At 50.9% G+C, this 26878-nt stretch carries 24 protein-coding genes and 1 tRNA gene; 19 read left to right on the forward strand and 6 right to left on the reverse strand.

Features of this window, described 5'->3' with window-relative positions; translation table 11 throughout:
- Positions 1-95: 95 nt before the first annotated feature.
- The 3 genes from ABEB26_RS01780 to fadR are packed head-to-tail and all read right to left on the reverse strand — an operon-like array spanning position 96 to position 3984.
- Positions 96-1676: a glycerol-3-phosphate dehydrogenase/oxidase gene (locus ABEB26_RS01780; RefSeq protein ID WP_345720224.1), complete on the reverse strand. Its 1581-nt coding sequence runs from the start codon at positions 1674-1676 to the stop codon at positions 96-98.
- Complete coding sequence (locus ABEB26_RS01785) at positions 1673-3274, reverse strand: FAD-binding oxidoreductase (protein WP_345720225.1); 1602 nt, start codon at positions 3272-3274, stop codon at positions 1673-1675. Before ABEB26_RS01785 ends, ABEB26_RS01780 begins: the two co-directional genes overlap by 4 nt.
- A 17-nt stretch (positions 3275-3291) precedes the next feature.
- Positions 3292-3984, reverse strand: a complete 693-nt coding sequence (gene fadR, locus ABEB26_RS01790) for a fatty acid metabolism transcriptional regulator FadR (protein WP_345720226.1) — start codon at positions 3982-3984, stop codon at positions 3292-3294.
- Between the two features lie 313 nt (positions 3985-4297).
- Here fadR and ABEB26_RS01795 point away from each other — a divergent pair, with 313 nt between their 5' ends.
- From ABEB26_RS01795 to ABEB26_RS01865, 15 genes are all read left to right on the forward strand, one after another.
- Positions 4298-5305, forward strand: coding sequence for a hypothetical protein (locus ABEB26_RS01795; protein WP_345720227.1), 1008 nt, complete (start codon positions 4298-4300; stop codon positions 5303-5305).
- A 34-nt stretch (positions 5306-5339) separates the two neighbouring features.
- The gene (locus ABEB26_RS01800) at positions 5340-7040 is read left to right on the forward strand and encodes a R3H domain-containing nucleic acid-binding protein (protein ID WP_345720228.1); all 1701 of its coding nucleotides are present in this window, start codon (positions 5340-5342) and stop codon (positions 7038-7040) included.
- A gap of 41 nt (positions 7041-7081) precedes the next feature.
- On the forward strand, positions 7082-7792 hold the full coding sequence (tmk, locus tag ABEB26_RS01805) for a dTMP kinase (RefSeq protein ID WP_345720229.1): 711 nt from the start codon (positions 7082-7084) through the stop codon (positions 7790-7792).
- 165 nt (positions 7793-7957) lie between these two features.
- Positions 7958-8452: a zinc ribbon domain-containing protein gene (locus ABEB26_RS01810; protein WP_345720230.1), complete on the forward strand. Its 495-nt coding sequence runs from the start codon at positions 7958-7960 to the stop codon at positions 8450-8452.
- Between the two features lie 40 nt (positions 8453-8492).
- Positions 8493-8726, forward strand: a complete 234-nt coding sequence (locus ABEB26_RS01815) for a hypothetical protein (protein WP_345720231.1) — start codon at positions 8493-8495, stop codon at positions 8724-8726.
- Positions 8719-9072 (forward strand): hypothetical protein, encoded by a 354-nt coding sequence (locus ABEB26_RS01820; RefSeq protein ID WP_345720232.1) that lies wholly within the window; start codon positions 8719-8721, stop codon positions 9070-9072. The genes ABEB26_RS01815 and ABEB26_RS01820 overlap by 8 nt, the downstream gene beginning before the upstream one ends.
- Before the next feature lie 338 nt (positions 9073-9410).
- Positions 9411-10727 (forward strand): MFS transporter, encoded by a 1317-nt coding sequence (locus ABEB26_RS01825; RefSeq protein WP_345720233.1) that lies wholly within the window; start codon positions 9411-9413, stop codon positions 10725-10727.
- Between the two features lie 203 nt (positions 10728-10930).
- On the forward strand, positions 10931-11683 hold the full coding sequence (locus ABEB26_RS01830; RefSeq protein WP_345720234.1) for a hypothetical protein: 753 nt from the start codon (positions 10931-10933) through the stop codon (positions 11681-11683).
- Positions 11684-11692: 9 nt separating this feature from the next.
- Positions 11693-12370, forward strand: a complete 678-nt coding sequence (locus ABEB26_RS01835; protein ID WP_345720235.1) for an acetoacetate decarboxylase family protein — start codon at positions 11693-11695, stop codon at positions 12368-12370.
- A 95-nt stretch (positions 12371-12465) separates the two neighbouring features.
- Positions 12466-14391, forward strand: a complete 1926-nt coding sequence (gene uvrC, locus ABEB26_RS01840) for an excinuclease ABC subunit UvrC (RefSeq protein WP_345720236.1) — start codon at positions 12466-12468, stop codon at positions 14389-14391.
- Positions 14392-14788: 397 nt separating this feature from the next.
- Positions 14789-14865: transfer RNA gene (locus ABEB26_RS01845), tRNA-Pro, on the forward strand.
- A 79-nt stretch (positions 14866-14944) separates the two neighbouring features.
- Entirely contained in the window at positions 14945-16567 is a 1623-nt protein-coding gene (locus ABEB26_RS01850) for a cellulase family glycosylhydrolase (protein WP_345720237.1), read from the forward strand.
- Entirely contained in the window at positions 16564-18072 is a 1509-nt protein-coding gene (locus tag ABEB26_RS01855; protein ID WP_345720238.1) for an O-antigen ligase family protein, read from the forward strand. The genes ABEB26_RS01850 and ABEB26_RS01855 overlap by 4 nt, the downstream gene beginning before the upstream one ends.
- A 159-nt stretch (positions 18073-18231) precedes the next feature.
- Entirely contained in the window at positions 18232-18621 is a 390-nt protein-coding gene (locus tag ABEB26_RS01860; RefSeq protein ID WP_345720239.1) for a hypothetical protein, read from the forward strand.
- Between the two features lie 28 nt (positions 18622-18649).
- Entirely contained in the window at positions 18650-19429 is a 780-nt protein-coding gene (locus ABEB26_RS01865; RefSeq protein WP_345720240.1) for an SAM-dependent methyltransferase, read from the forward strand.
- A gap of 219 nt (positions 19430-19648) precedes the next feature.
- Here ABEB26_RS01865 and ABEB26_RS01870 read toward each other — a convergent pair whose 3' ends face one another.
- Genes ABEB26_RS01870 through ABEB26_RS01880 form a run of 3 tightly spaced genes read right to left on the reverse strand, consistent with a single transcriptional unit; the run spans position 19649 to position 21116 of the window.
- Positions 19649-20116, reverse strand: a complete 468-nt coding sequence (locus ABEB26_RS01870; protein ID WP_345720242.1) for a hypothetical protein — start codon at positions 20114-20116, stop codon at positions 19649-19651.
- A 16-nt stretch (positions 20117-20132) separates the two neighbouring features.
- Positions 20133-20342 (reverse strand): hypothetical protein, encoded by a 210-nt coding sequence (locus tag ABEB26_RS01875; protein ID WP_345720243.1) that lies wholly within the window; start codon positions 20340-20342, stop codon positions 20133-20135.
- A gap of 39 nt (positions 20343-20381) precedes the next feature.
- Positions 20382-21116 carry a hypothetical protein gene (locus ABEB26_RS01880; RefSeq protein WP_345720244.1) on the reverse strand — a complete coding sequence of 245 codons (735 nt, stop codon included), beginning with the start codon at positions 21114-21116 and terminating at the stop codon, positions 20382-20384.
- A 452-nt stretch (positions 21117-21568) separates the two neighbouring features.
- Here ABEB26_RS01880 and ABEB26_RS01885 point away from each other — a divergent pair, with 452 nt between their 5' ends.
- From ABEB26_RS01885 to ABEB26_RS01900, 4 genes are all read left to right on the forward strand, one after another.
- Complete coding sequence (locus tag ABEB26_RS01885; RefSeq protein WP_345720245.1) at positions 21569-22294, forward strand: DnaD domain-containing protein; 726 nt, start codon at positions 21569-21571, stop codon at positions 22292-22294.
- A complete protein-coding gene (locus ABEB26_RS01890; protein ID WP_345720246.1) occupies positions 22236-22970 on the forward strand; it encodes an ATP-binding protein in 735 nt (244 codons plus the stop codon). The genes ABEB26_RS01885 and ABEB26_RS01890 overlap by 59 nt, the downstream gene beginning before the upstream one ends.
- Positions 22971-23073: 103 nt before the next feature.
- Positions 23074-26346 (forward strand): tetratricopeptide repeat protein, encoded by a 3273-nt coding sequence (locus ABEB26_RS01895; protein ID WP_345720247.1) that lies wholly within the window; start codon positions 23074-23076, stop codon positions 26344-26346.
- 98 nt (positions 26347-26444) lie between these two features.
- Positions 26445-26858 (forward strand): AraC family ligand binding domain-containing protein, encoded by a 414-nt coding sequence (locus tag ABEB26_RS01900; protein WP_345720248.1) that lies wholly within the window; start codon positions 26445-26447, stop codon positions 26856-26858.
- Positions 26859-26878 lie beyond the last annotated feature (20 nt).

Consider the following 26878-nt stretch of genomic DNA (forward strand, 5'->3'; position numbering starts at 1 on the left):
ATGGAGCCGCTTGTGGGAGAGAAGAGAGAGGAGAAGGTTTGATTTCATTATAGCTATCTCAGCTAGATTGTCAAATTAGAGAAGTGTTAACAAGCTTAATCTGGTAAGCTATAGTGTTGGGCAATTAACTGTTGATAATTCTGCCACTCGGTTCGCCAACGCTGCCCATCCCAGCCCAATTCCTCAGTGCAAATCGCTTGAATTTGAGCCTGATATTCGGCTGCACCATTTGGCAATAATAAGCCCAAACGGCTGCGCCGCAACAGCAAATCGCCTACATTGGTTACAGCTTCATACCTCGCCGCCCAACGAATTTCGGCCCACAAACTTGGCAAATCGGCAATTGAACAAAACTCATGGTTGGGCAATTCTTGCAGCATCAAGGGTGCTTCGGCGGCATAACGCCCCAATAGGCGTTGTTTGATGCTTGGGGCGAGCGTGCCAGCCAAATTGCTTGGCGCAGGATTCAGGCGTGGTGCGTTCGGCCAAAGCTTGATCTGTGGTAAGCGTTGGCGTAAAAGCTGCAAGGCTTCGAGCGCAATCAAACGAAAGGTGGTTAATTTGCCACCTGTGACCGTCAACAAGCCTTGCTCTTGCCATAGCACATAATCGCGCGATTCTTTGGATGGATCACTAGCTCCCGTATCGACTACAGGTCGCACCCCGCTCCATGTCGAAATTACATCGCTCAAACTTAAATTTAAACTTGGAAAGGCAGTTTGGGCAGCTTCAAGCAAATAGGCAACTTCAGTAGGGCTGATGCTTGGCTCGTGCCATAAATCCGCTGAATGATCAAGATCGGTTGTTCCAACGATGCTCACACCTTCCCACGGTACAAAAAAGACTGGCCGCTGATCGCGTGGATGCTCCAAATTGATCGCTTGGGCGAGCGGTAATTGGGTTTGGCTAAATACTAAATGGCTACCACGCAAGGGGCGCATTTTGGCTGGCGCTTGAATCTGCTGGCGCAGTTGATCGACCCATGCACCCGTAGCATTCACTATCGCTGTAGCTTTGAGGGTTTGCTGGCGCTGGCTGAGCTGATCGCGCACGACTACCCCAACTACTTGCTCGTTTGCTCGTACCAATTGCTCAACCGCTGCATAATTTAATACCGTGGCTCCAGCCGCCGCCGCTTCGCGCAAAATCCGCAAAACCAAACGGGCATCATCGGTTTGGGCATCGCTGTAGCGTAAACCAGCCGCTAAGTTGGCATCATCAAGGTAGGGCGCTTGTAAACGCAAATTTGCCATGCTCAGATAATGCTGTTCGCGGCGACGTGCAAGCGCATCGTAGGCCAATAAGCCAGCCTGATAGACCCAGCGCTTGAGTGGTTTGCCCTGTGGCAGGCCAATTAAAAAGCCCAATGGTGCAACCAAACCAGGTGCTTCATTTAAAAGCTGTTCGCGCTCAACCACCGAATCATAGGTGACGCACACTTGACCTTGAGCTAAATAGCGCAAGCCACCATGAACTAATTTTGATGAGCGGCTTGAGGTTCCCCAAGCAAAATCGCGAGCTTCAAGCAATAGCGCTTTGAGGCCTGAGCGGGTGGCTTCGCGCACTAAGCCTGCGCCAGTAATTCCACCACCAATGATAATCACATCCCACGCTTGATCGAGCGCTTGCCAAGTGCGCTCACGCCAAGCAGCGTTCCATTGCAACTGCGGATTCATTGGCCATCCTCGTATAATTTGGCGGGATTGAGCAAGCCCTGCGGGTCGAAATGTTGGCCAAGTTGTTGCAATGCGCCAATTCCCAAGCGGCCTTTTTCGGCTTCGAGATAGGGGCGATGATCAAGCCCTACGCCATGTTGATGGCTAATTGTGCCGCCTGCAGTCACAATTGCTTGGCTGGCAGCGGTTTTCAAGGCTTGCCAACGGGCTAAAGTTGCCTGCGCATCGTTGCCAAGCCGAAAAGCATAGGTCGTGTAAATGCTTGAGCCAGTTGGGTAAAAATGTGAAAGATGGGTGAATACATGCACCTGTTCGTGCTCAGCTGCTAATCCATTGCGCAAGCTGTGTTCCAAGCTATGCAACAATGGCGTAACATTCTCCCATGTCGTGGCGGTTTCGACCGTATCTACGCCATAGCCCAACTCCCACAGCCGATTGCGTAGATAAGGCGCACGAAACCGCCCCGTCTGCCAAGCTTTGCCAAAGCTTTGGCCGATATGAACGCCACCATGTTGGCGAGCCAAGCTCAAAACTGCTTGGCGACTAAGCTGAACTTGGGCTTGGCTGCCAATAAAGCCAACCAACAGCATGCATTTTTCCGAGCCAACGCCGCGTAATTTCAAAAAGCCTTCGAGCAAGCCAATCGCTCGTTCATGGCCAGCCAACGCGAGGTTGGTTATGGTTTCGGTGGGCGTGCTAAGCCGCAACATACCCAATGGTAAGTTGGCTTGGGCGATCGTTCGCGCGGCAGTTTGGGCTTGCTCCCAGCTTGCAAAGAAGATCGCATGGACGACATCAAGCTCTGGAATCGGGCGAATTCGCACGGTCGCCTCGGTGATAATCCCGTAGCGTCCTTCTGAGCCAAGCAGCATTTCACGCAGGTCAGGGCCAGCCGCCGAAGCCGGAAAGGGCGCTAATTCTAACGAGCCTTGGGGAGTTTCAACTCGCCCACCTGCCCAGAGTTGTTCAATTCGCCCAAAACCAAGCGATTGCTGGCCACTAGAGCGGGTGGCAATCCAGCCGCCCAGCGTCGAAAGCTCGAACGATTGGGGAAAATGGCCGAGCGTAAAGCCCACAGCCCGTAATTGAGCCTCAAGATCTGGGCCTTTGATTCCAGCGCCAAAGCGTGCCAGCCGCGCAGTTGGGTTGATTTCCAGTAGCCGATTGAGCTTGGCAAGGCTAACAGTTAATATGGGTCGCTCGCCTGCAACTGGATTAATATGGCCAGCCACGCTGGTTCCACCACCATATGGAATCAGGCTAAGATTGTTGGCACTAGCCCAATCGATCAATTCGCGGACTGCTTGACTGGATTGGGGAAAAGCCACGCCATCGGGAATTTGGCCCAACTCGCCGCTGCGCGTAGCCACCAAATCGGCAAAACTCTGGCCACGCGCATGGCGAATCCGCAACTCAGGATCGGTGCTAATTAATTCGTGGTGTGGCAAGTGTGATGCTGGAACTTGGGCAACAATCTCGGCCAAGCTAATATCGCTGGGAGCAGTGCCAACCCCAATTAATTGCTTGAGCAAGCCTAAAATACCAGCTTTAACCGGATAATCTTTGCTCTCATCGCCCCAACCATTCCAACGGCGCATAGTATCCCCTTTGTGCATTATTTGATATTCGCGGCTAACGACTGCCAAAACTCAATGCTCTGGTGCATGGCGGCTTGGCTGGCTTGGCGAGCTAAATCGATATCGCGAGTTTGGGCTGCTTGCAACAGGGTGCGATAAAAGGCTACCGAATGTTCGCGGGCCAGCGCTAGCTCAAAATAATCCAATGCCATCATTTGGTAGAAACTGCGAAAGCCATTTAAAATTAAGGTATAAATTGGGTTTGTCGAAGCGATCGTTAATTGATGCTGCAATTGCCAATCGAATTGAGCATAGGTCGCCGCGTTATCAGCTAACGGCAGCGCTGTTTGCAATAAGGTTACAATTTGCTCAGCGTGATGTTCGATCGCCATGGCGGTGTAACTTGGCGCTAAATCTAAGCGCACGGCTAGCAGTTGCGGCACAATTTGGGCTGGCAGCTCAGTGCTATGTTGCACCAAACTGCGTAATACGCCCAAGCCGCCATCATGCCAAATATTGCAAACCATCGTAGGCTTGCCTTGTTGTACCACCAACCAGCCATCGCGAGCCAAGCGTTGAATCGCTTCACGTAATGTTGGCCGTGTAACTCCCAACTGCACCGCTAGCTCACGTTCGCTGGGCAAGCTGCTGCCTGCAGTATAGCTGCCACCAATAATTTGTTTGATCAATTGTTGTTCGCAATACGATGCTGGTCGTTGTAATTCGCTCATATTCACCAACTGGTCAGACCACTTACCAGTGGAGTATAGAGAAATCTTGAGGCTCTGTCAAGCGGTTTGGAGCTGTTATCGGTATACATTGGTGATGTTTGAATGCTGACAATTTCAATCGGCGTAGCTCAATTCTATACTTTTTTGCTACATCCCTCTGTGTAATGGCTTTTGATTTTCATCCCTCATCCTTCATACTTCATACTTATTAATACTCTGCTAGTTTTTTTCTGGCCTAAATTGTGCGATGATAGCAGTGTGCAATGTGGCACAGCGGAATCGGGCATACAGCTCATGCAATGGAGAATCTGGCTTGATTCGACCTGTTCGCTTGGTAGATAGTCTTGAGTTGCGGCGCACGCCGTATACCTATATGTTGTTGGGCAGCGAGCATGTGCTGGCGGGCAACCATCGGCCTTTGGGTTTTGCGCTGCGCTGTTTAATGCCCTTCGCCCAAGATCGCCATACCTTGGTTTATCATGAGCGTGGGATGCGTGGCTATGTCCAAGGCTGGTATCGTTTAAATAGTGCTGATGCCGATTTGGTGTACCTGGCATCGCAACCGTTTCGGCGTGGCATGCGCCAACCAACCGACCCCGATGTTTGGTATCGTTTGTTAGAAGCATTTGTAGTGCGGATGGGTTCGCGCAATATCGAGCGAATTTTTGCACCGTTGGCCTCGAACTCACCTCATCTGGAAGTTTTTCGCCAACTTGGCTTTCAAAGTTATGCTATGCGGCAGGTTTGGCGGGCCTTAACTCCCGATGTTGCCGAAGGTAGCTCAATTATTGTATTACGCCCACAACAGCGTCGCGACCCCCATGCAATCCAACGATTGTATGAGGCGATCACCCCAGCGACTGTTGTACGATATGAAGGACGAACGTCACGATCTTGGCAATTGCCGGTCGTTGCCCGTCATGGGGTTCGTCAGCGCTCATGGGTGCTTGGGCGCGATGGCCGAGATGATATTTTACGGGCGGCGTTGCATGTGTGGCTTGGCCCACACGCCGCAGTCATGAGCCTTCTGATCGATCCTGCTGAGCAACGCTTAGCCTCGTCGGTTATTCGATTTGGAATGAGCCAATTGGCCAATGCCCATCAAGGTGTCGTCTATCTCCTTTTGCCAGAATATCATGGCGAGTTGCATCACAACTTGGAGGAAATCGGCTTTGAACATATTGGAGATCAACGCCTGACGGTCAAGGAACTCACAGTGCCACTCCGCAATCCATTATTGCGGCCTGTGATCGAAGGAACGCGAGAAAGCGTCGTCAATCCGTCGCTGTCATCGTCGGTTCAATCCGAACCGTGTATCTAACACACCCCGGCGTGTGTTTGAGAGGGATGCAACTATGTTAGATCGTCGCGAAATTACCCATAATATCGATCTGTTGCTGTCAACCTTGCCGCCACGTTTGGCCGAGCCGTTGGCAACCCATGAACAGAAAGATCAAGTTATAGAAATTGTCATGGATTTGGGGCGCTTGCCCGAGGCGCGGTTTCGCCACGACCAATCAAGTTTCCTCAGCGAAACTGAAGTCTCACGCGAAGATCTCGATTATGTGACCGAGCGGATTGGCCAATTTGGTGAGGATAATCGCGCTGGGATTCAGCGCACGCTGCACCGCATTTCAGCCATTCGCAACCGCTCTGGGGTGGTGATTGGCTTGACCTGTCGGGTTGGCCGCGCGGTCTATGGCACAATCGAAATCGTGCGCGATTTGGTCGAAGCTGGTAAATCGATCTTGATTTTAGGCAAACCTGGGACTGGTAAAACCACCATGCTGCGTGAAGTCGCTCGCGTCTTGGCCGACGACTTTCTCAAGCGGGTGGTAATCGTCGATACCTCGAACGAAATCGCTGGCGATGGCGATATTCCCCACCCAGGGATTGGTCGTGCTCGCCGCATGCAAGTGGCTCGGCCAGCCGAGCAACACAATGTGATGATCGAGGCGGTCGAAAATCACATGCCCCAAGTGATTGTGATCGATGAAATTGGTACGGAGTTGGAAGCCCAAGCTGCCCGCACTATCGCCGAACGCGGGGTACAATTGGTCGGTACGGCCCACGGGAATACCTTGGAAAACCTGATGCTCAACCCAACCCTCTCCGATCTGATCGGTGGGATTCAAGCAGTAACCTTGGGCGATGAAGAAGCTCGGCGACGTGGCACGCAAAAAACCGTGCTCGAACGCAAAGCGCCGCCAACCTTCGATGTGTTGGTCGAAATTCAAAGCTGGGACGATGTAACAATTTATCAAGAAGTCGCTTCAGCCGTCGATTCAATTTTGCAGGGCAATGAACCAACCGCTGAACAACGCACCAAGGATGAGCAAGGCGAAATTGTGGTACACGAAGGCCGCCCAGAACGGCTTGATAGCGAAGCCAGCACCATGCTCACACGCCGTGGCGGCTATCGTAGCCGTGAACGCGACCGTGATCGCGGTGACCATGGCGAACGCGACTGGCGGCGTAAAAGCGAACGGCGTGAAGCCCAACGCGAAGAGCGCGAACGCTATAGCTTGGCGCTGAATGGCAGCACCAGCCCAAAAACCGAAGAACCAAGCGTGCTGGTTAAAAAGCCTGGTAAAAATGCTCCTGCTAAGATTTTTGCCTTTGGGGTTAGCCGTAATCGTTTGGAAAAAGCCTTAGATCGATTGGGCATTACCGCTAGTTTGGTGCGCGAGATGGAACAAGCCACGATGGTGATTACGCTAAAAAATTACTATCGCCAGCACCCAACTCGGCTGCGTGATGCCGAAGAACGCGGGATTCCAGTGTATGTGCTACGCTCGAACACCCAAACCCAAATGGAAGAATGCCTCGGCTCGGCCTTCGAAATCAGCATCAGTCCTAGCGACCCGCTGAGCGAGGCCATGGAAGAGGTTGAAGAAGCAATTAGTCAAGTCATGGATGGCTCAACCGAAAGTATCGAACTGAGTCCGCAAAGTTCCTATGTGCGTAGGTTGCAACATCAGATTGTTGAGCGGTACAATCTACAATCAGAAAGTACTGGCAAAGAACCACGTCGCCGTATTCGGATCTTTCGCTAAATCGGCAACGTGGCCTCAACTTGTTGGACTGTAGGGGAACCATGAGCTTGTTCATTACCTTTGAAGGCCCAGAAGGTAGCGGGAAGAGCACCCAAGCCCGCTACCTCAAGGATTATCTACAACAGGCTGGCTATCCAGTCATCTTAACTCGTGAGCCAGGCGGAACGCCAATTAGCGATGCTGTGCGGCGGCTTGTGCTCGATGGTCAATGGACGGCGATGGAGCCGACAACCGAAACCCTCTTGTTTGCTGCCGCTCGTGCTCAGTTAGTTGGCGAAGTGATCTTGCCCTATCTGAAACTGGGCGGCATTGTTTTGTGCGACCGTTATGCCGATTCGACCTTTGCCCACCAAGGTTATGGCTTGGGTCGTAATTTAACCGAATTACGCGAAATTACCCGTTTTGCAACTGGCGGCTTACAACCCGATTTAACCTTCTTTCTGGATTTGCCAGTTGAGCAAGGCTTGCAGCGCAAACGTAAACAGCGCGATGATTTTCGTGAATCAAGCCAATTGGCCTTGCCCTTGCCCCACTTGCCCCAACCAAGCCCCAGCCAAAACGAACATTGGAATCGACTCGATGCCCGCGAGATCGCCTACCACGAACGGGTGCGCAGTGGCTACCTTGAGATGATCGCCGCTGATCCGCATCGTTGGCAGGTGTTTGATGCAGGAATTGAGCGCGAAAGCCTCACCGAACAATTGCTTTTGGCCGTCCAGCCGCATCTCACGACAATTAAAACCTTGAGCTAAAGCCCGCCATATAAGCTGCATCTCAGTCGAGTATCAGGCTGAGATGCGCTTGGGCGGTGGTTCGATATGGTACAATACCCCAATCGTGGTAAATTAATTGCCAGTATTCTAAACCCATGCAATCGCCTCAAACAGCCGAGGCCTTCTTCAGGAAAGCATAGGAACATGACAGAAATTATTGCAGAACTTAAAAGCATCTTGCCAATTGTTGGCATGATTGTTGGGGGCTATTTGGTGCTCTTATGGGTTGCCTCGCTGGTATGGACTTACCGCGATATTGATAGCCGCTCCAACGATGTTTTGGTGCAAGTGCTTTCAACCTCGATGGCCTTCTTTTTGCCATTTGCTGGGTTGTTGTTATATATGTTGGTGCGCCCGCGCGAAACGCTCACCCAAAAATATGAGCGCGAATTGGAAGAAACCTTTATGCGTCGCGATATTGAGGATGAACATGTCTGCCCAAATTGCCAACGCAGCATTCAGGCAGATTTTATTTTGTGCCCGCATTGCCAAACCCATTTGCGCCGCAACTGTGGCAATTGCAATCGGGTGATCGATATGACCTGGCAGGTTTGCCCGTACTGCGCAGCCCCAGCCAACACTCGCATCAACAGCCAACCATTGCGCCAACCAGAATATGAACAACACTACGCCCGCTAGTTTGCAAATGTGCCCCATTTGTAGTAACCCTGTGCAGCCAATGCCCCGCTATCCGCGCTATGTTTGCGCCGATTGTCGGGCATTGGCGGTTGATCAGTATGGCCGTCTAGTTGAGTTTTTCAACACAGGCTTCTTGGGTACAGGCTGCGCTGGTAGCTATCGTGATGATCAATCGGCCTATCTATCCGATCAGTGCTGGATCAACGGGCAACGTTGCACTGCCAAAGAAGCGCGTTTCGGTGGGATTGTGATTGAGGTAACTGAGCATGAATGAGCAGGAGCATTGGCAAGGCTTTATCACCGCCTTCAACGAGGAGCGTTTTGTTGATGGGGTGCTGCAATTAGAAGAATTGTGGTTTCCCACCCGCAACGATCTCTACCGTGGCCTGATTCGGCTGTCGGTAGCGCTTAATCAACTACGTTTGGGGATTGTCGATAGCCCGCGCCAACTGCTTGCCAGCGCCCACGATATGCTGGCTCCCTTTGAAACCAACCAGCACAACCTCAATATTCAACGAATTCGCGAGTATATTCAAGCCTGCGCTAGCTTAATTCCGACTGATCTACGAACTGGCCAAGGCCGCATCGATTGGGATTTGGTTCCACGGATTCAGCTATAAAATCCATCACAAAGAGGAATTAGCGCTTGATCCACGAAGGACACGAAGCGCACGAAGGATGTTTTTTCGCCACAGATTGCACGGATTTATTTGATTATCTGAACCCTTACCCCTAGTCCCTGACCCCTAGCCATCGATCCCCAACCCCTATGTTCTATACTCTAACTCCCTATTACAATTTTCGCATACTTGCATAGCGTAGCACATCGCAGTAGAATGAGCGCTAATTGAATCTGGTACGGCAGCTCCGTACATCAAGCAAATGTTCGGGAACGCTGGGTTCTTGGACGTTTTTTGTAGGCAGCGGGAAACGGCCTGTTGCCAAGGACAAACGTGCTATGCAATGGAAATTAGCACTTCATCGGCCAATTGCTCCGCGTGCGAGCAATGAAGAAACTTTGCGCCGCAATATGCGCTTAGGAGTGGCCAATGGAGTTTTATTTATTTTAGCCGACGCATTTAGCGATGCAAATTTGGTTCTGACGGTGTTTGTACGTGAATTGGGTGCTGCGCCGTGGGTGGTTGGTTTGTTGCCATCGCTTAAATCGGGCGGCTGGCTCTTGCCACAATTGTTGAGTGCTGGTCGCTTGCAAGGTATGACCTACAAATTGCCAGTCTATCGCCAAGTGGGGATTGTGCGTTTTTTTATTTGGTTGGCGATGGTGATGGTGGTTTGGAATGCAACTAGTTTGCCGGTGTGGGTGCTATTGCCGCTGTTTTTGCTGGGTTATGCCCTCTACAACTTTACTGGCGGCTCTGGTTCGGTCGCTTTTCAAGAGGTTGTGGCCAAGACAATTCCTGCTCGCCAGCGCGGGAAGTTTTTTGGGGCACGCAATTTAATCGGTGGTTTGCTCTCGTTTGCCTTAGTTAGCCCGTTGGTTGGCTGGCTATTGAGCCGCGCCAGCCCGTTGCTGTTTCCCCACAATTATGGTGTTTTGCTGTTTATCTCGTTTGTGCTGATTGGCTTTGGGATTATTTCGTTTAGTCTATTTGCCGAGCCGCCAACGACCAACCCACCAGCAGCGATTTCGGCCAAGCAGATGTTTGCCAAGATTCCGGTATTGCTCAAGAGCGATCGTAACTTTCGCCAGTATGTGCTTTCGCGCATGGTTACGCGTTTGTGCGGCCTAGCTGATCCATTTTATATTTTGTATGCCCGTGAAGTATTGAATGTTCCGCCTCGCATGATCGGGGTTTATTTGGCGGTGCGGGTATTCTCAGCAGCATTATCCAACCTCTTTTGGTCACGGATTGGCGACCAACGTGGTAATCGCCTGTTGATTGTATTGACTGGTGGGTTGATTATTACCGTGCCAACCTGGGCCTTGTTGGTAATGCCATTCGCCAGTGTTTTGAGTCCAGAAGCCTTGGGCTGGGTCTTTGGCGTAATCTTTTTGCTGATTGGCCTGAGCGTCGATGGCTCGAACACTGCTAGTTTGACCTATGTGATGGAGCTAGCACCTGCCGAACAACGCCCAGTCTATGTTGGTGTTTGCAATACGTTGATGGGCATTGCCACCTTCTTTCCGGTTTTAGGAGGGGTATTGTTAGCCCAATTTGGCTATTTGCCCTTGTTTTGGATTAGCGCCGCTAGTGCCTTTATTGGCTTGTTACTCTCGCGACGTTTACCTGAGCCACGCAGCAACGAAGGCTAGCAAGAGGCCACCAGCTGATGTATTCTGGTCGGGCGACATCAGTTGGTGGCGTTATGGATTGATCAATCAACCACGAGACTATTGGTGCGAAGGATAAAGGTAAGGCTTGTAAACGTTCTAATCTCGATTTTTGCCTTTTGATTTCTGACTTTTGACCGTATTTATGTGGTAGCATACAGCTAGTTTAGTGGGGGATTGTAATTGTGCGTTTTGTGCGTGCTCGACTCACAACGTTTGACGACCCGCATTATCGGGCGTTTGTTGAACAAATGACTCTTGCTCGTGAAAATCAACGGGCGATTCGGCCACCGCGCCAGCGCGATTTATTCGGCGGCGAGGCCGAACAATTGCTGCGCGAATGGCTGGCTGAGCAAGGCCAGCTGCTTTCCGAGCGGCGAATTCTCGAATATGATGAGCGTAGTGGCCGCCAAACTATCCGCAAATATCGTGAAATCGATGCCTTGGTTGAGCTTGGGCGCAGTGTCCATGTGTTTGAGGTTAAGGCTAGCCGTTCTGCTCACACCATTCGTAAAGCCGCAACCCAACTCCACGACATTCGCGCAGCCCTACAATTAATTATTCCACGAGTCTATACAACGCTCTTATTGGTCGATACTGGCATACCTAATGCCGAGACGGTTAGTGCCTTGATGCGTAGCCCCGATGCACCCCACACTCCACCACCAACTATTGCAGATATCATCGGCGATCAGAGTCGTTTTCATTTAATTGAGCAACCTGACGAAGCGCAACAATGGCCCGATCAGGTGAGCATTCGGCGTTTTAGCCTTGAACAATTGATTAGGATGGCTGGTGATCGTCCGCTCCATCTTGATTGGGATCTTGATGAAGATGAAGAGCCGCCTACGCCACCAGTAATCAATCGTCAGACCGTTGCTGATGATCCCGATGATGAGACTGATAATCCATTTGCCGCGCTGCTTGGCGCAATATGAGGTACTAGCGTGTCCGCCCTCTACGATTCGGCGGTCGAAGCCGACCGCATTGCTGCAACCACCGCCTATCCACCAGCGCCATGGGTCATGCAAGGCACATGGGTTTGGTGTGTTCATCCAGTCAAACGCAACGCTGTGGCCGATTTGTTGCCTGCGCCGCTAAAACCACTTTGGTTGCCAACAGGCCGTACTTTGGCGTTTTCCTTGGTTGGTCAATATGGCACTGGCTCGACCTTGCACTACGGTGAGGCCGCTTGTGGCTTGATTTTGAAGCTTGGGCCACGTCCCGCGATTTGGATTCACGGCTTAGTCGTCGATTTGGATCAATCGGTGGCGGGCGGTCGCAATATTTGGCATTTGCCCAAAGAATTGGCCCGCATTTCATGGACCAACCCCAATCGCGATCGCATCAGCGCCGATCAACATGGGCGTTTGTTGCTGAGCTTCGAGGGGATTCCCAAACGGATCAATGGCTTTAATGCTGGTATGAATTTCGATGTGCTGGTTGTGCACGAACAAGAGCTGTATCGAATTCCGGCCCGCTTTGCTGGCACGGTTGGCATAACCCGCAAAATCCGACCATTTTTTCCAGCTAGCGGCGCATGGGCCAAATTTGGGGTGTCGGGTTATTCGATCTCGGGCTTGGGCCACGGTCGTGGCGATTTCGGCGAATTGATCAAAGTTTAAATACATTTTTGAGTTGAGCCGACTAGCAGAGCAGGCTGGTCGGCTTTTAACATGGTGCGAAAAGATGCGGTATAATTAGCACAGAGGTGCGAAAAATGCCAGATTTATCTCATACAAATATTTCCAATCATGCGCTGTTTGAAGAACGCTTACGCAACTTGCCACTCTCGCCAGGCGTGTATATCTACCGCGATCAAGCCAATACGATCATTTACGTGGGCAAATCCAAAAGCCTGCGTGATCGGGTGCGTTCGTATTTTGGTGCGCCACGTGGCCTGACCAGCAAAACTCGTCGTTTGGTGCAAAATATCGCCGATTTTGAGTTTATTACCACCGATACCGAGCTAGAAGCGCTGCTTTTAGAAATGAATCTGATTAAAAAGCATCGCCCACGCTACAATGTGCTGCTCAAGGATGATAAAAGTTATCCCTATATCAAAATTACCAAGGAAGAATGGCCAAGAGTTTTGCGAGTGCGCAAAGTGCTTGAAGATGGTGGAATTTATTTTGGACCATTTGCCAAGGCTAGCAGTGTCTATGCCACAATTGAGCTATTAAATAAATTATTTGCCTTTCGTTTATGCAACGATGATATGTTTAAAAAACACGAGCGGCGCAATCGGGCTTGTATGTATTATGATATTAAACGTTGCCTTGGGCCATGTGCCAACAACTGTACTACTGAAGAATATAGCACCGCAATTAATCAAGTACGCTTATTTTTAGGTGGCAAACCTGAAGCAATTTTGCGCGACCTGAAAGTGAAAATGAACCAAGCTGCCGAAGATTTACAATTTGAACGTGCGGCCTATGTGCGTGATCAAATCAAAGCTGTCGAACGGGTGATGGAGCGCCAAAAAGTGCTGAATACCGCCGCCAGCGACCAAGATGTAATTGCTTTTGCCCGTGATGAAGGCAAAGCAGTGGTTCAGGTGTTCTATATTCGTGGTGGCAAATTGATTGGCTCGGAGCCGTTTACGCTGCAAGGCACTGAGGAAGAACATCCCGAAGCCTTGATGAGTTCGTTCTTGACCCAATTTTATGATGCCGCCGCCGATATTCCGCCTAATATTCTGCTGCCCGATTATCCCGAAGAAACTCAAATTATCGAGCAATGGCTTGAAAGTAAGGGCGGGCATAAAGTCAGTTTGCAAGTGCCACGGCGCGGCGATAAAAAAGATTTGGTTGATTTGGCGGCCCGCAATGCCAGCCAAACCCTTGACCAGTTACGTTTGCAATGGCTCAACGCCGAACAACGGGCGACAGCGGGGCTGAGCCAATTGCGCGAATTATTGAATTTAGCCGATTTGCCCCAACGGATCGAATGCTACGACATCTCAAATACCCAAGGCACCAATTCGGTGGGCAGTATGGTGGTGTTTGAGCAGGGCGAGCCAGCCAAAAAGCACTATCGTCGTTTCAAAATCAAAACCGTTGAAGGTGCAAACGATGTGGCCTCGCTCAGCGAAGTGCTGCAACGCCGATTTGCCCGCGCCGATGATACTGGCCAAACCGACGAGCCAGCGCCAACCGATCAACCCAACGCCGAGCCAAGCAATAACGACGAAACGTGGGCGGTATTGCCCGATCTGATTTTGATCGACGGTGGGATCGGCCAAGTCAATGCGGCTGCCAAAACCTTGGCAGCCGCCGGCTTTGAGCATATTCCAGTGGTTGGCTTGGTCAAGGGCGATACCAAAGGCCACTTGCCTTATGGCTTGGTCAAACCTGGCCAGCGTGTGCCAATCGCCTTTGCCCAAAACGACCCAGGCTTGCATCTGGTTCAGCGGATTGACGAAGAAGCGCATCGTTTTGCGATTAGTTATCACCGAAAATTACGCACCAAAGGCATGCTGCGCTCGACCATGGAAGATATTCCAGGTATCGGCCCCAAGCGCAAAAAGGCCTTGATCAACGCCTTTGGCTCGCTTGAAGGCATTCGTAACGCCAGCATCGAAGAGCTAGCCGCCGTGCCAGGTATGACCCGCAAAGCCGCCGAGGAGATCAAAGGGCTGTTGTAGAGGGATGAAGGATAAGGGATGAGGGATGAAATTTAGCCACAAAGAAGCACAACGAGGCTTTAACGCAGCGGCGCAGGGTTGGAAAGGATGAGGGATCAGGGATCAGGGGCTAGGGGGCAGTGATCAACGAATCAAGCAAATCTGTGAAATCTGTGGCTAAAAATGTTCGGGCAATTCGCGGCTAAAAACTTAATCTTCGCGTTCTTTGCAGTTTCAGCCCTTCGTGTGCCTTCGTGCGTTTCGTGGATCAAAACCAACCTTCATAGTTGCAGCCTAGGTGCTATGTTCTATGTTCTTTGCTCTATGTTCTTTCTCCCCAAACGTAACAATCTTGCAACAAACCCAATGTTTGAACTTTGACAACTGCTAGGCGATGGTGTATCATCGTAAGCGTTGTCGGGGCGTGGCTCAGCCCGGTAGAGCGCAGCGTTCGGGACGCTGAGGTCGGAGGTTCGAATCCTCTCGCCCCGACCACCAATCACCGTTTTGGCGGTGATTTTTTGTTTTTAGGCTTTTGACAAGCCCGCAACGCTGGTTGATAATGGCCTGCGCTATGCAACGAAGCAGATTTTTTCAATTTCAATCATTGGTTTGGCTTTTGATTGCCGGGGTTTGCGCAGGTAGCCTCGCCGCTTGGTCGTGGCTTGAAAATGAGCAATGGCGCGGCGTTGCCACCAGCGTCGATCAGCCAATTGCTTGGGCTAATGTGCCACAGGGCGGGGTCAATTTGCCCAGCCTGCATCTCGAAGCACCCGAAGTCATTTCGCGTACTCTCGATACCGCCAAAGCGGCTGGCTTTTATTGGCTGCGCGTCCAGTTTCCGTGGGAAGATATTGAGATCCACGCCAAAAACGATTTTCGCGATTATCGCCACGATTACAACGGCGATGGCACGGTCGATCAAACTGATGCTATTTCAGCCTGGACAAAATATGATGGAATTGTGGCCGCTGCGCAAGCCCGAAATTTGCAACTGATCGTGCGCCTCGACCGCCCACCAAGTTGGGCCCGCCAAAACTTGCCCATGGACAGTTTTCGGGTCGCCAAACGTCAACAAGACCCTGGTTCAACTGGTCCGCCCGATAACTATGGCGATTATGGCGATTATGTGACCGCTGTGGTTGAGCGTTATCGTGGCAAAGTGGGCTTCTTCCAAATTTGGAACGAGCCAAATTATGGCCACGAGTGGAATTGGGCAGATCCCAATCCTGATGAGTTTTTTAAGTTATTGCAGCTTGGCTATACTCGCGCCAAAGCTGCCAACCCCGATGCAATTATTCTTTTCCCGAGTTTGACTCCAGCTGATGGCCTCGATTGGCAAGCCATGAACGATTTGCAATTTTTGGAGCAGCTATACGAACTTGGGGCTGCCGATTATTTTGATATTTTCAGTGCTCAAGGTTATGGCCTTGGCCAACCTGCCACCGAAAATCGCTATATTCGCCCCTTGCTCAATGCCGATGGTTCGCTGCGTCGTGATACGCTTTGGCAACGCCCGCTCGATTCGCGCACCGATGTCACACGAGTGGTCTTGCTGCGCGAAGTGATGGAACGTTACGGTGATGCTCATAAGGCCGTTTGGATTAGCGAATTTGGCTGGAATAGCTCAGCAGTTGCCACCCAATATGGCCCGCCAGTCAGCGAGGAGCAAAAAGCCCAATATTTGGTGGAATATCTGCAACGGGCACGCCAGCAATGGCCTTGGCTTGGTGCGATGAATATCTGGTTTTTACGGCCTGGAGTCAACTTCTCGCCTGAAGATCCGACGATTCACTTTGCTTTGCTTAAAAATGATTGGACTGAATTGCCCGCCTACACTGCTGTCAAAGCCTATTTGACCCAAGCACCGCAGTTGGGGATTGGCCACTATCAATCAAGCGATTTGCTCTGGCAGAATGGCGAATATACCGCTAATTGGTGGGGCGAGCATTTAATCGTGCAAAGTGCTGGTCCAATTGAAGTGGTGGTGGATGGTCAAGTGCTTACTGAGCAAGAATTTCGTGGCGAGCTAGGCCAGCATCAAGTAGAAATTCGCGGTGATTGGCAAACCCTAACGATTAGCCGTCAACGCGCTTGGTGGTGGCTGTGGGCCAGCATTCCGTTTGGGCTTTGGCTGGGTTTATTGCTAGCGCTGAAGCGTTTTTATCGCGTCCTAGTGCGAAAGAGAACTGTATGATGCTTGCACGTTGGCGTTGGCATCCCCTCACAACGTTTGGGCTGAGTGGCCTCACGGCCTTGGCAATTGTGGCGCTTTATCGACCCAAACGCTTTGTGCCCTTGATTGGCATTGATGAGGCCGCTGCCCATAATTTACTGTTTGCGCTGGCGCTGTTGGCCCTGTTGGCCGCGCTTGTTTGGCTACGCCCTGAAATTGGTTTGGCGGGTGTGGCAGCGACAATTCCGTTTAACTATCGCTCACGCGGCTTTTGGGATAGCAACTATCCTTTGATTGACGGTAAATATTTCCCGCTGCATGAGCTATTGCTACTGGTCGTCTTGGGCGTTACCGCGCTCGATTGTGGTTGGCGCTTGATTCAACGCCAAAGCGCATGGCAAGCGTGGTGGCGTGAACATTGGCGCATGCTGCTTTTACCCTTGGCTTGGCTGCTCATTGCTACCTTTGCTGCCACCTTGGCCGTACCCGAAGGCCAAGCCGAGGCATGGCGTGAATGGCGTTGGATGATTACTGAGCCATTGTTGCTATATGGCTTGATTCTGTATTGGCAACCACGTTACCCAGTGCGGCGTTGGCTACTTTGGGGCTTGCTGGCTGGCAGCGCAATTGTGGCGATCATTGGCATTTTGCAATGGCGCGACCTCGATTGGACTCCGATTGATGGTACGGGCATGTGTTTTAGTGATTTGATTGTTGATTCAGGCGGTACAAAACGCACCTCATCGGTCTACTGCCACCCCAATAATTTGGCCTTGTGGATGGATCGCGCCAGTATGTTGGCGGTTGTAGCAACTGGTTGGGCGATCTGGCAATGGTGGCACAACCGCACCTGGCAACATGCGGCATGGTCGTTGCTGTATTTTGGGGCTAGCAGCTTGTTGCTGCTCAGTTTGATGCTGACCTATTCCAAGGGGGCGCGATTTGCCGTGGCCTTGGTATTGATTGGCCTGAGCTGTTTGCCGCGCCGCTGGTGGCTACCGCTGCTTACCAGTGTTGTACTTGGTGGGTTGTTGCTCTATTCATCGTTGAGTGGCCCTGAGCGCTTGAACGTGACTGGCGATTCGAGTTCAGCACGCTTGAGCATTTGGCGCTCAGCGACAGCGATGATTATTGATCATCCGATTGTAGGCATTGGGCTTGATCAATTTTATTTTTATTTCAACCCCCAATTCAATCGTGGCTATATTGAGCCAAGCCTTGCCGCCGACCCTGCCGAGCGTAACACCGCCCATCCGCATAATTTGCTGCTCGATTTGTGGTTGCGGGTCGGAATTGTGGGAGTAGTTATTTTTGCAGCATTGGCGTGGCGTAGCCTGCGGCGCACATGGCAACTCTGGCATAGCGAGCAGCCTGAACGCTGGTTGGCCTTAGCGGCTTTGGCGGCCTTGATGGCAGGTTGGTTGCATGGTGGCGTTGATCAAGGCTATTTCTCCAGCGATCTGGCCATGGTGACATGGTTAACCCTAGGGATGATCGATAGTTTCACCCTCAAGGGCCAAAATTGACTGAAAATAGCAGAATAGTCCTATTGAAAAATGGGACTATTGCGCTATAGTCTCTAATTAATGGTTTTTAATATTTTGCTCTAACGTTGCTTGAACTTGCAACGCCGATCTTTCATCGTAATCTCAAGTAGCAAGCGCACTGATTTAGGAGGCGTTCTCGTGACAGCTACTAGCACTGATATTTATAGTGTCGTTCGTGAGACACTCCGCGCCAATTCGTTGCACAATGCTGGCACATTGCCCCCACCACGTCTCCACACAATTGCCATGCAAATTGGCCAATTTTTGCTCGCTGAGCAACCAACATCGGCGACGCTGATGGGACGGATGCTGTTTCAACAAGGCATTGGCTTGAAAAGCCTTTTAGCGGTTGTTGGCGCAGTTCAGGCCGATTATTTGCGCCATGGCGAACAATTACGGGCGATCGAGAGTTACGAATTACTCAAAGTGGTGATCGAAAGCTTTGTTGAACACCAAATTGCCCATGTGCGTTCAGAACATGATCGTTTTCGCCAAACCGTGGAATTGTTACAACGCTCGCTAGGCTAAATGTTGTTTGCAGTGAGGAGTGCTCGCCGTGGAATTTGATCCATCGCAGCCCAATGCTGGGCGAATTTACGATTATTTGTTGGGTGGTAGCCACAATTTTGCTGTTGATCGCATGGCGGCTGAACGTTTGGTGCAGATGATTCCAACAATTGAAAATGGCGCACGCCTAAATCGTTGGTTTTTGGATATTGCGGTCAATCGTTTGGCTGATTTGGGTTTTAATCGCTATCTCGATTTGGCCAGTGGCCTGCCGACCCAAGGCTATATTCACGAAATTCGCCCCGATGCCTTGGTGCTGTACAACGATTATGATCAAGCAACTGTGGCCTATGCCCGCGAAATTATCGGCAACAATCCCCGCGTCATCTATCATCAAGCCAATATTGCTGAACTTGACAGTATTTTGGCGCAAGCAGATCAACATTTTGCTGGCGAACGCAAGCTGGCAATTTGTATGATTGGGGTCTCCTATTTCTTAGATAATCATGTGTTGCAGCAAACCTTGCAACGTTTGTACGAATGGTGTAGCCCAGGCTCGCAAATCTCCATCTCGTGGATTGCCCTGCCCGAAGATCCCAATCCCCAACTGCAAGAGTTGCTAGCACGTTATCGCGCAATGGGCAGTCCAATTTATGCTCGGACTGTCGAGCAAATCAAGCAATTTATCGAGCCATGGACGTTGCTCGAACCTGGTTTTCAGCGGCTCTCTGAATGGAATGAGATTGATGGCACATGGGTGATTGAAGGTGATCGCCAAGCGGGCGATGAGCAAAGCGATATGTATGGCACATTTATGATTAAAGGCTAAGGATCAGGAATTTTTTAACCACGAAGAACACGAATGATAAGAGGGCTGGGATCAGGAGTCAGAACATGCAATCCAAAACGATTGTCCTATGGTCTGTCCCCTGACCCCTAGCCCCTGACCCCTAGCCCCTGACCCCTATCACCCTCTGCGCCTCTGCATTAACCCCTGACCCCTAACATCTAGCCCCTGATCCCTCGTTTGACTTCTGCCTTTTGAGTTTTATTGGCTTCGTCGCCAACCGATCAATGCGCCAACTCCGGCTAAAACTCCAATGCCAACCAGAATCCAAATCATGCTGCTCGATTGACTAGCCGGTGGCTCAGTTGTTTGCGGTGGATTGACGACAGGGACGGCATCAAGCGTTGCGGTCGGCATGAGCATGGGCGCGTTAGGTTCAGCGGTTTGACCTGTTGGTAATAGCGTAACCGTGGCCGAACTTGCCATACTATAATTGGTTAGCGTGCTGATTAGATCAACCAGTGGCAGGGTTTGGGGTTGATTCTGCTCAGTATAATGCACCTGATCTTGTTCAACCTTGAGTGCTCCATCAGTAACAAAGCCAAGCGTTTTCCAAACAGCTGGGCCATGAACATGGTTTGGGACTAAAAATAAGACCCATTTGCTACCTTCAGCAAAGCGATTACCAACGCCAAGGTGGGGCTTACATGATTCGTTAAAACCCATCATATGGTTGATACAGCGATCAAAGGTTCGTTCGAAACCGAACCTTTGATCGCTGTATCAACCGTAAAAAAACCTGATCGTTGTCAATTTTGCTGACTGTAGCAACGACCACCAGATCAGCTTTTTGAGTTAGGTCGTCAAATGTAGGTTCAGCTATTGAACAGGCAGCAGCCGGAGTTGTGGGCAGCAGCACAATTAATATGATCAAACATCCCCAAATCCAACGCATGTTAACCTCCTTACAATCACTATCTCACAGATATACTGATTACTGTTTAGCACTACGGCTACGTTGCCAGCCAATTAATGCGCCGATGGCGGCAACTACACCTACCCCGACCAAAACCCACGGCAACCAGCTTGGAGCAGCAGAAGTTGGTGCAATAGTTGGTGCAACATCGACTTGGGCAACGGGGTTGGCATTCGGATCGGTATCGATCAATTCGGGGGCTGGGGCAGGCAAAATTTGTGGCTCAACTGCTGGTGCTGCTGCGCCGCCAGGCAGCGGATCAACCAATTCATTTGGATTTAGGCTGGCATAATTGCTCAAGGTTTCAACCATATCAGGTAATGGAATTTGCTGTGGCGTGCCTTGTTCGGTATAGCTGACTTGATCTTGCTCAACTTTGAGTGCCCCATAATCGCCGAAGCTAGCAGTTTGCCAAGTGATATCAGGGTCGAGGGTGGTTGGCACAAGGAATAAGACCCAGCGGCTGCCCTCAGCAAAGCGCTCGCCATCGCCGAGGCTTGGCTGACAATCGGCTCCATTGTTAATTTGATGGTTCAGCACATCAAGATCATTTTGTGGCAAGCTCCCCTTGATTGGAGCCTCGACGCTAAATGTTGCTTGGCTGCCTTCAATCTTGGTAACGGTGGCGACAACCACTAGTTCGGATTGCTGGGTTACGCTATCGAGGGTTGGTTCCATCATTTTACAGGCAGCGGCTGGCGAGATTTGCCAGAGGGCTAAACAGGCGGCGAAAAAACCAAACATCCAACGCATGACACACTCCATTTGAATAAAATTAGCTTAATTTGTTGCATAGTAAAGGTTTGATTAAAGTCATAACGTTGGCTGGGCCTGAGAAGTTCCTTGGTGCTCGGGCGATTGGCATGCCCTCACCCCCTGCCCCCTTTCTTACAAGGGTAGGTTTTTAACAATAATTTGGATGGGACTTACCGTCGATGTTCATGCCCTCACCCCCGCTCCCGCACGCGAGTCGAGGGGGAATAAGCGTGGAACTCCCCTTGCCCGCCGCAGTGGGAGAGGGGTTGGGGGTGAGGGGGCGTTACAGTCTGATTATTCGCTAGTCGGGGGTGAGAGGCTGGGCGCGAATCGTGGGAGAGGGGTCAAGGGTGAGGGAATATCAACTTGGATGAGTGGTCGCAAGCGTTGCGGCATGTGGTATCATTCATGCTAGATAAATCGCGCAGTGCTACTTTTGGAGGCAACCCGTGGTGGCGTTTCATGGCTTCTCAACTGAGAATCTCGTGCCGCTACCGGCAGAATTCTTTAGCGATGTTCTCCCTTCAATCAGCAATTTGGCTGAACTCAAAGTAACCCTGCATGTCTTTTGGTTGGTCAGCCAGCAGCGTGGCCGCGCCAAACGCGTTTCATGGGATGCCCTGAGCAGCGACAGTGCCTTGGCTCAATCGTTGCGGGCTGTTTCGCAATTGCGCCCAACCAGCGACGTGTTAGAAGAAGCCTTGGGTTTGGCGGTTGAACGAGGCACATTACTGCACTTAATCAGCCCTGAGCCTGGCCGCGTGGTCAGTTGGTATTTGGTCAATACCCAAGCCAATCGGCATTGGGTTGAGCGCCAAGCGGGCCAGCGTGTGCTTGCGCCAGAAGCTAGCCCAGCAGCCCTGCCAACCATTTTTGGGCTTTACGAACAAAATATTGGCCTGCTAACGCCGCTGCTGATCGAGCAATTGCACGAGGCCAGCGCTAAATATCCCGCTGTATGGCTCGAAGAAGCCATCGCCAAAGCGGTTGAGGCCAATGTGCGCAATTGGCGCTACATTCGGCGCATTCTAGAACGGTGGGAAACCGATGGAAAAGAATCTACGTCGCATCGATCCGAGCAGCTTTTCGATCTCAGCAAATATACCACGGGCAAATATGCCGCCTTCTTCGGAAGAAGCGGCGATTCCGATGGAGGAGATTTGTCCGATTTGTAAGGGTGCTGGCTATTTCTGCATGGATGTGCCGATCAGCGACCCCAACTTTGGCCATTTGATTACCTGCCAATGTAAACTCGCCGAAAAAGAAGGCCGCCAACGTGATAAACTATGGCAACAAAGTAATTTGCAGGCCTTTGAAACTAAAAACTTTGATACCTTTAACACACATGTGGTTGGGGTTAGCGAGGCTTTTACCCGAGCCAAGGCCTTTGCCCAAGCGCCCAAGGGTTGGCTATTTCTATATGGAACCTATGGCTGTGGCAAGACCCATCTAGCAGCCTCGATTGCCAATGAAGCAGTGCGCCGCGAGTATCAAACGATTTTTATGGTTGTACCGGATTTGCTGGATTATTTGCGCTCGACCTTTGGCCCAAACTCCGAGGTGGCCTACGATGAGCGCTTTGAGAAAATTCGCAATATTCAGCTTTTAGTGCTCGACGATTTGGGCACCGAAAGTTCAACTGGTTGGGCTCGCGAAAAGCTGTTCCAAATTATCAATCACCGTTATAATCATCGCTTACCAACCGTCATTACATCAAATGCCGATTTAGATAAATTCGATCCACGGGTCGCATCACGTTTGTCTGATGCAGATATTTGTAGTCAGGTGCTGATCAAAGCAACTGATTACCGACAAACAACAACACGTAACAATAACATTCGATACAAGTAAGATCGCCAACGGGCCGAGTGGCAGTTCATCAGTCCAAGTATGTGGCTGTTGATCTGATACTCATCCAACGAAGTTCTTCATCCTTGTGTCTGTGGGGGTTCGGATGGCAGGGAACCAAGCAATTTTTGACCGTGCGTTAGAACAATATCAGCTTGCATCACGTGCTGGCGATTGGAACAAGGCCTTAACCGAAGCTGCTCGGGCCATGACCGAATTTCCGACTCACGAGCAGGCTCGGATTGCTGTCGCCACCGCGTTGTTTCATACCAATAAGCTTCCACAAGCGCTACAATTGTGGCAGGAGTTGCTCAAACGCAATCCTGATAATCCGATTTTTACTGAATATATTGCCAAGATTTATCGTGCTCAAGGCGATACCGATCAAGCCATCGAGCTTTTTATGCAGCTGGCTGAGCGCTTGATCGCCCAAAAATTGCCTTTGAAGGCAGTACGAGCCTATCGCGATATTTTGGATATTCACCCCAGCCACGAAGAAGCCCGTGTGCGTTTAGCGATGGTGCTGGCTGAATCCGGCGATAAACCTGGCGCAATTCGTGAATATTTGCATCTGGGCCAGCAATTTTATGATGCTGAACAATACGATGCTGCTGATGAAGCCGCTGTCGAAGCCCTCAACGTAGACCCCGCTAGCCTCTCGGCCCAAGAATTTAAGAAGAAAGTCGATTTGGCGCGGCAAGCCTTAATTACTGCTGCCACAGGCGATCAATTGCCCGACCAAGGCCGTTTGCAAACCAAAGAACAAATCGAACGTGCAGTCAACGAGGCGATTGAGTATCAAAATAATGGGTTGTTGGAGCAAGCCGCCCAAATGTATGAACGGGTGGTTGAGGTGCTTCCCGAACGCGCCGACATGCAATATAGCTTGGGCTTGATTTACGATGAGCTTGAGCGGCATAAAGATGCCTTGCAGGTGCTCGAAATTGCTAGCCATAATGATGAGTATGCGCTCTCGGCTCACTTTGCAATTGGTACGATCTACCAAAAGCTGGGCCAAATGGAACGCGCTGCCCAAGAGTTCGAGCAAGCGATTCGCTACGTTGATTTGCAATCGATCGGCAAAGAAGAAGCCAACGATTTGATCGATATGTACGAAGCGACCTCAGCAATCTATCTTGAGCTTGGTGATGTGGCGCGGGCCGCCTCGTTGTATTCAACCTTGGCGGGCTTTTTGCAGGGCAAGCGTTGGGGCGCGGAACAAGCCGCTCAATATAATACCAAGGCTAAAGAGTTGACCGACCGCAGCATGATGTCGAAATTGCGCATGCTTGGTACGGGTATTTTGAATGCGCCGCCACCTGAAGAGGCTGTGCCTGAACCACAGACCGAAACTTGGGGCAAGATGCCCTCGATCACCGATTTCCTCAGCCCCAAAAGCCGCGTCGAAGCTAGCCCAGTCGATGAGATGGCCAGCCTTGAGGCCTTAATTAGCGGTAATGCTAGCCCAGCGCCCCAAACCATGCTGACCGATATTGATCCGCTTGATGTGTTGGCCGCCAATTTGCCACCAGCTGGCGAAGTGCATTTTGCGCCGCTCACGCCGATCGATACCGAAGGGCGCAGCGAGCGGATTCAACGTTTGGTTGAGGCCAGTGAATCGTTTGCTGAACAAAATTTCTTGTATGCAGCGCTCGATGCCTGCCATGAAATTATTCGTTACGATCTTGAGTTTTATGCCATCCACTTGCGCATGGCCGAAATTCTCGAACGTTTGGGGCGCATGGATCAAGCCCTCTCCAAACTCAATTTGTTGATCGAAACCTACAAAGCACGCGGCGAAACCCACAAGGCAATTGGGGTTTATCACAAACTGATCGATCTCTCGGCGGATAGCACAATCATTCGAGCTGAATTGGCCGAGGTGCTACGCAAACAAGGTCGTAGCGACGAGGCCGCCGAGCAGTTGGCCTATGTTGCCAACCAACAATTCCGCCAAGGCCAAACCGTCAAAGCTTTGGAGCAATTTCGCAAGCTGTTGGAATGGGCACCTGATAGTGTCAATTTACGCGCTCAATATGGCCAAGTGCTGCTCAAACTCGAACGCTGGGAAGCAGCCTTGGAAGAATTTCGCCGCGTGATTGTGCAAAAGCCCGATGATTTGGTGGTGATGGCCCAAGCCAATATTGCCCTCGCCATGATGGGCGAATTCCCCGATGCGATTTGGGATTCAGTCGCCGCCTTGATTCAAAAGCTGGCTAGCAATCCGCAACAACTTAACGATGTGCAAGCCGAATATCGGGCCGTAACTTTGATTACTGATCGGGCGATTATTCAATTTCTCTTGGGCTTGATTCAGCAATCAACTAAGCAACATCCGGCGGCGATGCATTCGTTCAATCAAGCGCTCGAGTTGCTGGAAATTGATGCTGATCCCTTAGTTCCGCCAGTGTTGGTTTATCAAGCAATTGCCGATAGCTACATTGCCGAGGGTAATGCTGCTGGCTCAATCGAACAACTGCGCAAAATCGAGGCGATTTTGGTGACTGGTACTGTGCCTGCTATGAGCACCAAGCATGCCTTTGCCCAACCCTTCAACGAGGGCGAGTTGCAACGGCGTTTGGCCGAAGCCTATGCAGCCAATGAGAATTTCGAAGGGGCGATTCAGGCCTTGCAGCGGGTCAAGCAATTGTTGCCCTACGACCGCCAAGCCTACACCAAATTGGCTGATATCTACTTCCGCCAAGGCCGCTTGAACGAAGCCTTGACCCAACTTGATGAATTGGCAACCTACTACGAAAGCCAAAGCCAGCTTGACCGTGCCTTGGAGATTTTGGCCACGGGCTTGCAATTAGCACCCAAGAATATCCCGATCAAATCGCGCCATGCCCAGCTGATGATGCGACGTGGCTATCTTGATGAAGGCTTGGTGGGCTTGGATGAATTGGCCGAATTGCAGCGTAAACAAGGCTTGGTCAAAGATGCAGTGGCGAGCATTCAGCAAGTTGCCGATGTTTATTGGACTTTGGGTAAGGTTGATAAGGCTGCCGAAATGTACAACCGAATTGTGCAGATCGCGCCCAACGACACCGAAGCCCGCCAACACTTGGTCAGCTTTAATATTCTCTCGTTGCGCACCAAAGATGCGATTACCCAGTTGCGTGAAATTGCGCGACTTTCGATTCAGCAGCGCAACTACGAAGAAGCGATTGCTTCATATCACCAAGTGATTGCGCTCGATCAAAAAGATGCCGATGCCTATGAGCAATTGGCCGATGTTCTGATGCGAGCACAAGAGTATGGTCAGGCAGTCCGTACCTATAAACAATTGGCGAAATTGTTGCCCGATGATGATCGGGTTGAAGCCTTGCAAAGTGCCGCTCAACGCATGCTCGATCAGCAACAGGTGGCCAAAGGCTAGCATTCTCCTAAACTTTTCAAAATTCAAAGCAGCGCTGAAGCCTTGTGCTCGGCGCTGTTTTTGTTAATGGCTTGGGGCAATCAAGGAGCAGCTTGGATATGCAAGCGCCACTTAATCGTGAAACCGTACATTTTTGGCAGGATCGGGTGTTGAATAACTTGGAGTTGTTGCATGCCCACTATATTACCCAGCGTTTCGCACCACATAGCCATGAAGAGTTTGCGATTGGGGTGATTGAGGCTGGTGGCCAAGCCTTTACCTATCAACGGCGCTCGCAGTGGCTCATGCCCGCTGGCAGTATTGCGGTGATTAATCCGCAGGTGGTGCATACTGGTCATGCTGCTACGCCCCAAGGCTGGGTTTATCGCATGTTTTATCCTCCAGCGCATATCTTGCAGCAAGCTGCCAGCCAATTAGCTGGGCGCAATCAAGCAACCCCCTTTTTTCCTCAGCCAGTGATTCATGATCCATTTTTGATGCAGCGCCTGCTGCAACTTCATCAATTATTGTAAGACCCCAGCACCACCGCGCT

It is taken from the genome of Herpetosiphon gulosus (assembly GCF_039545135.1).
In the GTDB taxonomy this organism is placed as follows: domain Bacteria; phylum Chloroflexota; class Chloroflexia; order Chloroflexales; family Herpetosiphonaceae; genus Herpetosiphon; species Herpetosiphon gulosus.